11 protein-coding genes are annotated in these 12,215 nt (G+C 34.1%); 2 read left to right on the forward strand and 9 right to left on the reverse strand.

Annotated features, from left to right (window positions below):
- Window positions 1-91 precede the first annotated feature (91 nt).
- The 3 genes from ILT06_RS18455 to ILT06_RS18465 form a co-directional block, all read right to left on the reverse strand.
- Complete coding sequence (locus ILT06_RS18455) at window positions 92-343, reverse strand: DUF2535 family protein (RefSeq protein WP_000629012.1); 252 nt, start codon at window positions 341-343, stop codon at window positions 92-94.
- Between the two features lie 328 nt (window positions 344-671).
- Window positions 672-1,415: a twin-arginine translocase subunit TatC gene (tatC, locus tag ILT06_RS18460; protein WP_000390124.1), complete on the reverse strand. Its 744-nt coding sequence runs from the start codon at window positions 1,413-1,415 to the stop codon at window positions 672-674.
- A 42-nt stretch (window positions 1,416-1,457) separates the two neighbouring features.
- The gene (locus ILT06_RS18465) at window positions 1,458-1,643 is read right to left on the reverse strand and encodes a twin-arginine translocase TatA/TatE family subunit (RefSeq protein ID WP_064477362.1); all 186 of its coding nucleotides are present in this window, start codon (window positions 1,641-1,643) and stop codon (window positions 1,458-1,460) included.
- A gap of 213 nt (window positions 1,644-1,856) precedes the next feature.
- Between ILT06_RS18465 and trhA the strand changes: the two genes are divergently transcribed.
- A complete protein-coding gene (gene trhA, locus ILT06_RS18470) occupies window positions 1,857-2,513 on the forward strand; it encodes a PAQR family membrane homeostasis protein TrhA (RefSeq protein ID WP_064477363.1) in 657 nt (218 codons plus the stop codon).
- 40 nt (window positions 2,514-2,553) lie between these two features.
- Here trhA and ILT06_RS18475 read toward each other — a convergent pair whose 3' ends face one another.
- The 6 genes from ILT06_RS18475 to ILT06_RS18500 all read right to left on the reverse strand — a co-directional run bounded on the left by ILT06_RS18475 (window position 2,554) and on the right by ILT06_RS18500 (window position 10,556).
- Window positions 2,554-3,273 (reverse strand): lysophospholipid acyltransferase family protein, encoded by a 720-nt coding sequence (locus ILT06_RS18475; protein ID WP_064477364.1) that lies wholly within the window; start codon window positions 3,271-3,273, stop codon window positions 2,554-2,556.
- A 111-nt stretch (window positions 3,274-3,384) separates the two neighbouring features.
- Complete coding sequence (locus tag ILT06_RS18480) at window positions 3,385-4,020, reverse strand: FMN-dependent NADH-azoreductase (protein WP_064477365.1); 636 nt, start codon at window positions 4,018-4,020, stop codon at window positions 3,385-3,387.
- Between the two features lie 242 nt (window positions 4,021-4,262).
- Entirely contained in the window at window positions 4,263-6,248 is a 1,986-nt protein-coding gene (gene pbpC / locus ILT06_RS18485) for a penicillin-binding protein 3 (RefSeq protein ID WP_064477366.1), read from the reverse strand.
- 154 nt (window positions 6,249-6,402) lie between these two features.
- Window positions 6,403-6,891 carry a dihydrofolate reductase gene (locus ILT06_RS18490; protein WP_000637214.1) on the reverse strand — a complete coding sequence of 163 codons (489 nt, stop codon included), beginning with the start codon at window positions 6,889-6,891 and terminating at the stop codon, window positions 6,403-6,405.
- A gap of 19 nt (window positions 6,892-6,910) precedes the next feature.
- A complete protein-coding gene (locus ILT06_RS18495) occupies window positions 6,911-7,867 on the reverse strand; it encodes a thymidylate synthase (RefSeq protein ID WP_222655347.1) in 957 nt (318 codons plus the stop codon).
- A gap of 106 nt (window positions 7,868-7,973) precedes the next feature.
- Window positions 7,974-10,556 carry an alpha-L-rhamnosidase gene (locus ILT06_RS18500; protein ID WP_098103301.1) on the reverse strand — a complete coding sequence of 861 codons (2,583 nt, stop codon included), beginning with the start codon at window positions 10,554-10,556 and terminating at the stop codon, window positions 7,974-7,976.
- A 184-nt stretch (window positions 10,557-10,740) separates the two neighbouring features.
- Here ILT06_RS18500 and ILT06_RS18505 point away from each other — a divergent pair, with 184 nt between their 5' ends.
- Window positions 10,741-12,198 (forward strand): serine hydrolase, encoded by a 1,458-nt coding sequence (locus ILT06_RS18505; RefSeq protein ID WP_098103302.1) that lies wholly within the window; start codon window positions 10,741-10,743, stop codon window positions 12,196-12,198.
- Window positions 12,199-12,215: the final 17 nt, after the last annotated feature.

Consider the following 12,215-nt stretch of genomic DNA (forward strand, 5'->3'; position numbering starts at 1 on the left):
CAACAATTTCGAACAAATTTCACCAAATTAATTATATTTTTATACCTAAAATGAAAAAGACAGAGTTTACTAACCCTGTCCATACTCTGTATCATGCATTTTTTTCAAGGGTATTTGTTTTATATACATTTAAATAATCATTCCACTTCAAACAATTTTGCAAATATTCACGGAAAGAATACGAAAATCTTGGGTGCTTTTGTTTTTGAATTTTTGCAATAAATAATTGAAGACGAGACTGAATTAGAAACGATAATGGATGCTGTGCCTGTAGGACAGGGATTTCGAATATTTTAATACAATCCCCTGTTGAATGAGTGAAATAAAAACTTTTCGTAATCACAATATCAATCCTCTTTTTCATTGGATTTTTGAACTTCCTCTACTTTACGCTGTAACACGTTGTTTAAAGTGGAGACTTCTATGAATACAAAAGTATCCTTAGTCAATCCCTGTAGTCCTTTTGGTTAGAAGATTTATACTCTATTCATCCTCCGTCCTAAATATCCGATAAGACAGGAATCCCGTTATCCGTATATTGCTTAATAATTTTAGTATAAACTTAGCAAAGCGCAAAGTTTGTCTAAATTTTGGAGATTCTATAATTTTTTTCTTCTATATATTGTATACGTTTATATCTAAAGTATAACAAATAAATAAAAAAAGTGCCTTTATAACGAGGCACTTTTCGACTGTATTTCTTCTTCTCTTTTCTTTTTTCGCTTATTAACAATCTTTGATAAAGCGATACTAATTTCATAAATACAAATAAGCGGTACCGCTACTAAACTATGAGATAAAAAATCAGGCGGTGATATACACGATGCAATGATAATCAATGCTACGTAAGCATACCTTCTTATTTTTATTAGAAATTCCGCCGTTAACAGTCCAATACTCGTTAAAAACATGACAACTACAGGTAATTCAAAAATCACAGCAAATGGAACTGTTAAATTAAGTACAAAATGAAAATACTTTTCTGTCGTAAACATCGTATTAAACATTTCATTACCTATCGTAGTTAAAAAATGAAATAAAAACGGCATTACAACGAAATATCCAAAACATAAACCTGCAATAAATAATATAGACAATACCGGTATATACATTACTGTCATTTTTTGTTCATTTGGATGTAAACCCGGTTTTACAAATAACCAAATTTGTATAGCAGCAAAAGGAATTGTACAAACGATAGCAAATACTGTAGCAATCGAGAAAAAAATCCATAATACATCACTTGGACCGAGAACTGTTAATTTCATTGGTAAATCTTTTACTAGCCAAAAATAAATATCCTTCGTAAAAGTAAATCCGATAATTAAAAATAGGACAAAGGATAGCACTGTATATATTACTCGTTTGCGAAGCTCAACAATATGTTCTACTACGCTCATTTCCCGATCTTCCATCTCGTTCACCACACTTTATTTATCCATTTCGAGGAAAATCCATTACATTTTTTCTTTCTTTTCCTTGTCTTGAAATGCATCATCAGTCAATTCTTTCGTTGATTTCTTGAATTCTTTTAACGTTTCCCCTAAAGCCTTTCCGATTTCCGGCAATTTTTTCGGCCCAAACAAAATAAGTACAGCTACTAAAATTAAAATTAATCCTGGAAAGCCAATATTTGAAAACATTTCTCCATCCCCTTTATTAGTAGATTCCTTGTCCTACTATTGCATAATTTTATTTTGTCAAAAAAGTTTGAAAACGTCAACAAATCCATTGCCTTTTGTCAAAAAAATTCAAAAATATAATCAATTATACAAATTTCATTTTCTATTGCCCTTGTGTATGATATGGTAAGGGAAACGACATATTATTTTATGATAGTAGAAAGGATTTGCATTATGACTGAAAAAATGACACGAATGACGCAATTTGTGAAAGAAGAAATTGCAAATGCAATTACACATGGTATCGGTGCCATTTTAAGCATCCCTGCCTTAATTATATTAATTATTCATGCCTCTAAGCATGGTACCGCATCTGCTGTATTTGCATTTACGGTTTATGGTGTAAGCATGTTCTTACTGTACTTGTTTTCTACATTGTTACATAGCATTCACCATCCAAAAGTAGAAAAATTATTTACTATACTAGATCACTCAGCCATTTATTTATTAATCGCTGGCACATATACTCCTTTTTTACTGATTACACTTCGTGGACCATTAGGCTGGACGTTACTCGCTATTATATGGACACTAGCAATCGGGGGTATCATCTTCAAAATTTTCTTTGTACGTCGCTTTATTAAAGCATCAACATTATGTTATATCATAATGGGATGGCTCATAATCGTTGCTATTAAACCACTTTATGAAAATCTAACTGGACATGGTTTTTCACTACTTTTAGCAGGCGGAATTTTATATTCTGTAGGGGCTATATTCTTCCTTTGGGAAAAATTACCTTTCAATCATGCCATTTGGCATCTTTTCGTTTTAGGTGGTAGTGCGATGATGTTCTTCTGCGTACTCTTTTATGTCTTACCTACAGCGTAATAAAAAGGTTTCAGCTTAATGTAAGCTGAAACCTTTTTTATTACTTATGTAATTGTGATGCGATAACGTCCTGTGTATGTTTCGTTAACTCTTTAATATCCATATTCGCATACTCTTCAGGTGTAATCGGCTTAGAAATTGTTACTGTTGCATGAGCTGGTTTCATACGGTTGCCATTCGCTTCAAACATTTTATATGTCCCATCTAATGTTACAGGTAAGATTGCTACACCAGATTTTACTGCAAGGTGAAAACTCCCAGCCTTAAACTCTCCGATTTCGCCACCCTTACTTCTCGTCCCTTCTGGGAAAATTACGATAGAATGTCCATTCTTTAATAGTTCAATTCCATCTTTAATCGCTTGAAGAGATTGACGACGATCATTACGAACCATAAATACACAATTCATAAGTTCCATCCAAGTTGGTACAACTGGAAACTTCTTAATCTCTGCTTTTGAAACGAATCCAATTGGCTTATTTAAGTAACCTAATAATACGGGAATATCCATATTACTTTGATGATTACTTACAACTAGTACCGGCTTATCTTTAGGAACATTTTCAAGTCCCTTTACTTCAACTGCCCCACCAGCTACACGTACCATTTTCTTACCAAACCAATTTGTCGTTTTATACACAACATTATCTTTTTCTTGTGGCGACATCGTATTTACTTGTTTTTTCAGACGCCACATTCTCGGTGTAATCGCAATTACGATTAAAATTAAATAAAAGATTTTAAAAAACGTTTGAATCATACAGAACCCCCACCTATTATCATTCCGACCTTCATTATACTAGACAAACGAAGGAAAAAGAAGAAAAAATGTCCAAACAACAAGTGCTTGGACATTTTTAAGTATTCTATATTAGAAACGTTTTGCTAATTCACGAGCATTAGCAATTGCTGCTTCTTTAATTTCTGGTGCTTTTTCAGGGTTTGCATTCATACCTTCAACTGCAATATATTCAGTTTCATTTACACCGATAAATCCTAATACTGTTTTTAAGTGATTGCGGCCGAAGTCTACAGCTGCGTACGCTCCTTCAGAATAAATGCCACCTGTTGCTTGAATGTGAAGTGCTTTTTTGCCTTCTAATAAGCCAACTGGTCCATTTTCAGTATATTTGAATGTTTTACCTGCGATTGCTAAGTTATCTAAGTATGCTTTTACTACTGGTGGATAGCTAAAGTTCCACATTGGAGTTACGAATACATAACGATCCGCATGCATAAATGTTTCTAAGTTTGTGTTCATTGCTGCAACTTTTTGTTGTTGAACTTCAGTTAAAGTTTCAAAGCCTTCACCTGCTGCAAATTTACCCCAAGCAGCGAATACATCTGCATCGATTGCTGGTACTGTAGTGTTGAATAAATCAATTGTTACAACTTCGTCTTGTGGATGTTCGTTTTTATAAGCTTCGATGAAAGCTTCCCCTACTGCCACTCCGAAAGAACCTTCTGCTGAATTTGGATTTGCTGTAATAAATAGTACTTTTGTCATTGTATTCTCTCCCTTTTACACACTTTATCTTTAATTTGAGATTTATAATTCGAAAGTAAATAACTTACCTTATGTAAGTATAATACAAAAAGTCGTGTGTGATGTCAATAAAAAATAGCTACTTTTTTTTCGTAAGTTAATGATTTATTTTGTTTCTTTAAAATTCAGTATATAGATATTAAGAATTTTTTCATACAAAAAGGCTATCTCTACAAATTATAGAGATAGCCTTTTATTACATGTTATTTTTGAAACACATGTTTCACTTTTTCAGCCGGAATATTACTTCCGCCTCTACCTTTTACATCTTCAATCATCATTGTAATGACCATATCTGGTGAATTTAAATCAAATGCAGCGAACCAGCCTAGTTCTTTTCCTTCGGCCTCTTTTGATACTTTCAATTCCGCTGTACCTGTTTTTCCAGCAAGCGTCTTACCATCAATTTTAGCAATTTTTCCAGTACCATCTGGATCATTAATTACTTTCGTCATAGCAGTCTTTAATATATCCTGATTGCCTTTTGAAATTACATTCTCTTTCCAAACTTTTGGTTGCTTATCTGTTTTAATAATATATGGAGAAGGTATGTTTCCATCATTAACAATTGGTGCGTACGTTAATGCTAGATGGAGTGGCGTCATTAATACTTGCCCTTGTCCATAACCTGTGTCTGCCATTTGAATATCATTTTTAATTCCATCATTTGCGATTTTAGAAGCTGGGAATCCGTATTCAATTGGTAATTTCTCATCAAATCCGAATTTTTTCGCCTCAGCCATAAATTTATCTTTTCCAATTTTCAAAGCTTCTTGTGCGAAATAAATATTATCCGAGTATTTCATTGCCTTATCAAAATCAATCGGATTCGCATCTTTTACACGTGTTACGTAATAATTGCCCCAAGAAGAATCTTTCGTCCATTTCAGTCCTTCAATTTTCAATTCTTCTTTTGGATCGATTGTTTTCGTTTCAAGACCAATTGCACCTGTAATCGGCTTAAATACAGAACCTGGTACCGATAATTGTGTAAATCGATTCGTCATCGGTTTTTTCGGATCATTATTCCAAGCCTCGCGTTGTGCTTTTGATGTTCCTCGTGCAATTAAATTAGGATTATAAGCTGGACTACTTACAAGAGCAATAGTTTCTCCACTTTTCGGATTAATTGCCGCACTTGAACCAGCTTCTCCCTTCATTTCATTATACGTTTTTTCTTGAACAACACTATCGATAGTTAAAGTTACATTTTCTCCATCAACAGCATCTGTCTTCGCTAAATTTTTAATTTCTTTTCCCTGTGCATCTTCCATGAAGACACGGCCACCTTTTTTCCCGCGTAGCTGTTCTTCCAATACTTGCTCTAATCCAGCCTTACCAACTGGCTCATCGGCTTGATAGCCTTTCTTTTGAAGCGTTTTTAAATCTTCAGCATTTACTTTTCCGATATAACCAGTAAGATGCGCTGCTGCTTCCCCTAACGGATATGTACGAACATTTACAGGTTTTGCTGCAACACCTGGTAAATTGATGTACGTATTTTGCGTTGCTCCCTCAGGCAAAATTCCAATTGGTACGAGATACCCTGGTTTTACCCATTTCGCAGCTAGTTTTTGATCAATCTCTTCTACAGACATATTTAACAACTTCGCTACTGCTTCTTTCGTTTGCGGAGCAGTTTCATCTAATTTTTCTGGAACAATTCCAATCTCAGAAGCTTTCCCATTCGTCGCAAGACCTTTTCCATTACGATCGTATATTTCACCACGTTTTGGTTGTGTTGTTTGCATACGCACTTTACTATCTTTTGTCATACCTGGGAATATAAAATCAGGAGTCCAATCTATTTTCCAAGATTCTTTATCTCCATCTTTTTCTTTCACCATTTTTGCTTCATGACCAAAAGTGATTTTACCACCAACTGTATCCATACTTACTTTAAAAGGAACAGGACCTTCATCTTTTTTATCTTCTTTTAGTTCTCCTACTTCTACTTTTAAGTTTTTCACTTCAATGCCAGAATAAATTTTTTCATATTTCTCAGTGAACTCTTTCTTTGAAATATCTTTTTTTGCCTTTTCGGATAATTGATCATACATTTCTGCAAATTTTTGTTTATTCCATGCTTTTGTATATGTATCAAACGCTTCTTGTGGTTTTTCTTCTTTACCACATCCAACTAACATGAACGTTAAGCAAAGAAAAAGAATCCCCCATATCTTTCTCAATCGATTCTCCTCCTCTTTCTATATGAATACTTTTGAAAATTTTAGCATTTTTACATGCTAGATTTCATTATAGCACTATTGAATATCATCTATAAACTTATATTAACGAATACAAATAAAAAGATTGATGTGAATTTCACATCAATCCTTATTATTATTGTTGCTTCTCATATACATGATAATAGTACGTATACGGATTCTTTTCATCCGTTAAACCTTTTTCAACAAAAACTTCTTTCCAATTTGTCATATCCATTTCTGGGAAGAATGTATCTCCTTCAAATGCATGATGGATTTTTGTTATATATAACTTGTCTACGTAAGGTAAAAAGAGATCATAAATTTGTGCTCCGCCGAAAATAAAGATTTCCTCTTCATTTTTGCATAGTTCAAACACTTCTTCTACAGAATGTGCTACTTCACAACCTTCAACATGATACCCTTCATTACGAGTTACAATAATATTACGTCTTCCAGGCAGTGGTCTACCAATCGCTTCGTAGTTCTTTCTGCCCATAATAAGTGAATGGCCCATCGTTGTTTTTTTTACATACTGTAATTCACTCGGTAAACGCCAAGGTAAATTATTATCTTTGCCAATTACTCTATTCTCGTCCATTGCGACCATAAATGAAACAATCATTTTTTCATCTCCTCTACAATTATACTGCAACCGGTGCTTTAATTGCTGGGTGTGGATCATATCCTTCAATCGTTAAATCTTCCATTTCAAAATCAAACACAGATTTCACATCTGGATTTAATGTAAGTTCCGGGAATGGACGTGGTTTACGTGCCAATTGCTTTTCTACTTGTTCAAAATGATTCGTATAAATGTGTGCATCTCCAATTGTATGAACAAATTCTCCCACTTCAAGACCACATTCATGTGCGATTAAATGTGTTAGTAATGAGTAACTTGCAATGTTAAATGGAATTCCAAGGAATATATCTCCACTTCTTTGATATAGCTGACAAGAAAGTTTGCCATCCGCTACATAAAATTGGAATAGCGTATGACAAGGCGGTAATGCCATACTTGGTACATCTTCAGGATTCCAAGCAGAAACAATTAGGCGACGTGAGTCTGGCGTTTTTTTAATCATTTCAATTACATCTTTTAATTGATCAAGTGTCTCACCAGCTGTCGTTTTCCAAGCACGCCACTGCTTACCGTATACGTCTCCTAAATAACCATATTTATTTGAGAAATCATCATCTTCTAAAACTTTCTTTTTAAACAATTCCATTTGCTCATCGTACTGCACTTTAAATTCCTCATCTTGTTGTGAGCGAAGACCGAAATCAGTCATATCAGGACCAGTATACTCATCGCTTTCTACCCAGCTCTTAAATGCCCATTCATTCCAAATATTATTATTATGCTGCAATAAATAACGAATATTTGTATCACCTTTCATAAACCAAAGCAGTTCACTTGCTACAAGGCGAAACGGCACTCTCTTTGTCGTTAATAAAGGAAAACCTTTACTTAGATCAAAACGCATTTGATATCCAAATACAGATACAGTGCCTGTCCCTGTACGATCTTCTTTCTTCGTACCATGCTCCATTACATGGCGGCATAAATTTAAGTATTCATTTTCAGCATGTTTCATATGTAGTAAAACCTTCTTTCAATCGTGTATGAAATTTATCATAACATGAAAAATAGTAAATTTAATCATCCTAATCAATAAAAAATATTTCTATATTAACAGAATTCTACCCCTTTATATTTTTACAAAAGGTAAATTTATAATCGCCTGATCCTAAATCCTTTTCAATGTTATGTTCTGCTTTCCAATTCGTTTCGTCTATCCGCAATGTAGTGCTTGTATTTGGTGGTACAGAAATCTTGAGAAAGGCTTGTTCATTTTCTACACGCCACTCAATCTTAATTTCTCCATAAGCTGTCTCACGTTTTACTCTAATCCATTCTAAATTCGAATCAAAATGTGGTTGTACATAAAAATGTTTATATGCAGGTTTTGTCTCATCCATTTCTAATCCAATAATATATCGGTATATCCATTCAACGATAGAGCCATATGCGTAATGATTATAAGAATTCATACTATCATTCCAAAGTGTTCCATCCTCTTTCACGCCATCCCAATGTTCCCAAATCGTTGTGGCACCTTTTTTCACTTGGTATAACCATGATGGATAATCTTCATAAAATAGAAGCTTACAAGCAAGGTCATGCCTGTTAAACTTGCTTAATATTAAATTCAAATACGGTGTTCCTAAAAAACCTGTTGTTAAATGATTTTTATTTTCTTTTAATAGCTCAATTAAGCGATTAAATACTTTCTCCTTCACATCATCTTTCACTAGTTCAAAAAGAAGTACTAATATGTGGGCTGTTTGGGTATTTGAAATTAACCTTCCATTCGGTGTAACGAATTCATTTTGAAACGCTTGAACAATATTTCCATGTAACTCTGCATAAAACTTAGCATCTGTAGTTTCATCTAAAATCTCAGCAATTCTTCGTAAAAGCGATGTAGAATACGCATAATAAGCTGTCGCAATAAAATGCTTGTCTGTTCCGCCTTCATATACATCTGGTTTCGTATCTAATGCAAGCCAATCTCCTAAATGATAGCCTGTATCCCATAAATACTCGTTCTCACCTTGTGAACGTATGTAATCTATATACTTCTTCATACTGTTATATTGTTCTTTTAAAATCGATACATCTCCGTAATGTAAATAATGAACCCACGGGCATATAATTGCTGCATCGCCCCAACCACCAGAAGTATGTAAATCAAAATCCGCTCTTTTCCCAAAAGCATCTGGAATAACTAAAGGCACAGCTCCATTAACATTTTGATCTAATGATAAATCTTGGAGCCACTTTTTAAAGAACAATTGTACATTCATAATTTGCGTAGCTGTCCCAATGAACATTTGTGCATCTCCGGTCCATCCAAGTCGATCATCTCGCTGCGGACAATCTGTTGGCACATCAAAAAAGTTCCCTCTTTGAGACCATTCCACATTATGATGAAGTTGATTGATTAATGGATTAGACGTTTCAAATTCAGTCGCTTTTTCCATATCCGTATGTAATACAATCCCTTCAAAATCTGTTATTTGAGGTGGCTGGGTTAATCCACTTATTTTCACATACCTAAAGCCTTGATATGTAAAATGTGGTTCAAACGTTTCCTCTTCTTCTCCTTTTGCTATATACACTATTTTTTGTTTTGCCTTTCGGAGATTTCCAGTATAAAAACTACCATCTTTATTTAATATTTCAGCATGATGCAATTCTATCTTTTGCCCAATATAAACATGACGGACTATAAATCGAACCCACCCTACCATATTTTGCCCCATATCAATGAGCCATTCGTGATTCGGTAGTTTTGAAATAGAAATCGGTTTTATAATTTTCATTTTACGAATTGATTCATTTTCTTGTGCAACAATTATTTGTTTAGAATGCTCAGTTACTTCAACACCTTCTAGCTCTTGCCCACTTTCTTCTAGCCTAGCGTCATAAACCTCACCTTCATAAATTTCCGAATACAAAATAGGGCTTGGAGTTACTTTCCATGTTTCATCCGTTACAATTTTTTCTTTCGTTCCATCTTCATACGTTATATGTAATTGAGCAATTATTGCTCGTCTTCTCCCGTAATAATTACGTACATGATGCATGGTAAGTGGTCCCTTATACCAGCCATTACCTACCAGAACCGAAATAGTATTCTGCTCAACCTTTAATAAATGCGTTATATCATACGTTTGATACAGTACTCTCTTATCATAACTTGTCCATCCAGGGGTAAAATAACAATCTCCAATGCGCTCTCCATTTATAGAAGCCTCGTATAATCCTAAACTTGTGATATATAAACGCGCTTTTTTAACTACTTTTGTAATAGAAAAAAATTTATTAAAAGACATAACTTGCGTTCGTTCTTTTTTCGCAGCAATCCAGTTCCCGCTCCAGTTATCTTGCCCTTGTAATCCAGTCTCCCAAAATGCTACTTCTGACCAAGATGATTCTTCTCCGTAATTATCCCATACCTTTACCCGGTAAAAATAACGCGTTTCCGCTCTGTATGAAAATGAATTGATTGGTATATGTAAACTTTGATCTGTTTCTACTTTTCGCGAATCAAACATTATAATTTCAAAATCTCTATCCTTCGCAACCTGCAATTGATAAGCAAGTTGTTTTACATTTCGGTTACTCGACTCAAGCAGCCAACTCATTTTAACAACTTTTGAATCTATACCTATCGGATTTTTTTTATTATCGCAAAGTACTCTCTTTATTGTTAGCACACTTCTTCACCATCTTTTCTATATCTTAATTTAAATTAATTATAATAAAAATAAAATTCTAAACAAATAATAATTTCATTCATTCTTACAAAATTATTAACTTTCCAAATTTATAAAGGTTTTCATTTTCTATTACCGAAAGTATAGTGCGGTAGAACAAAATTTATATTTGGAGGTTAGAAGTATGTCTAAAATTGAAACTCCTGTTATGACTTCTTTACAAACAACGGTTGAAAAAATGATGAAGGATTTAAATGTTCCTGGAGCTGCTGTAGCTGTTATAAAAGACGGTGAAGTTATTATTTCAGAAGGATTTGGCTATCGAAATTTAGGGACAAAAGACACTGTTACACCGAATACTCGGTTCGCAATCGGTTCCTCAACGAAAGCTTTTGGTACACTTTCATTAAGCTTGTTAGCACAACAAAATAAGTTTAATTGGGATACTCCTGTCCAGTCTTATATACCTAACTTCTCTTTATCTGAACTACTTGCTAGCTCACAAGTTACCGGACGAGATTTAGCTTCTCATCGAACTGGTGTAAGCCGTCATGAGGCTCTTTGGTACAGCTCTTCCTTATCTCGAAAAGATCTCGTTGAAAAAATAAAACATTTACAACTTGATGCACCGTTCCGCACAGCATTTCTTTATAACAACTTAATGTATGCAACAATTAGCTACATTGTTGAAAACATTACAAATCAAACGTGGGAGCAATACGCTACAGAACATATTTTAGAACCTTTAAATATGAGACATACAAATTTCTCTGTTACAGATTCACAAACTACAGATGATTATGCTTTACCTTACATTGAAAATGAAGGTGAAATAAAAGAAGTTCCATTCCGCAATATTGATACGGTTGGCGCTGCTGGTTGTATTAATTCTACAATTGAAGATATGGCCAATTGGGTCCTTCTTCACTTAAAACAAGGGAAATTTGGAGAGCATGAATTAATTTCTCCTGAATTATTACAACAAATGTATACACCGCACAATTCAATTCCAGATCAACCGGTTTTATCACTACCTGAATCTCCATTAAATAGTTACGGCCTTGGTTGGTTTATTAGCGCTTATCGTGGTAATAAGGTGATTCATCATGGTGGTAATATTGATGGATTTTCAGCGCTTGTTTCATTCATACCAACAGAAAACATAGGCCTTGTCATTTTAACGAATGCTGGAGGTACATTACTACCTACTTATCTCGCTAATCAAATTTATGACGAACTACTTGAATTAGAATCCATTGATTGGCATAAACGTGCTGTAGAAGATACTGAAAAAATGAAGGAAATGATGAAAGAAGCAACTGAATCCATTCCTGAACAAATTAAAGGGACTACACCTTCTCACAAGTTAGAAGATTATACCGGTACTTTCGAGCATCCTGCATATGGAACATTACAAGTATACAAACGAGATGATTCGTTATTTGTAAAATTTATGGAGATGGACATTCAATTAGCGCATCATCATTACGACATCTTCTCTGCAAAAGTTGACTTATTCCAAATGAAAATGAGTTTATTATTGGCTTATGAAATGAGTGTTAGTGGTGAATTCCCATCCCTTCAGTTACATGTACCAACTATGTTAAGCACGCAGCCGCTTGCATTTAAGAAAATTAAATAAATATTTTAATAGAGGGA

This window comes from Bacillus sp. 17RED48 (assembly GCF_019837545.1).
GTDB classification, from domain to species: Bacteria; Bacillota; Bacilli; order Bacillales; family Bacillaceae_G; genus Bacillus_A; species Bacillus_A wiedmannii.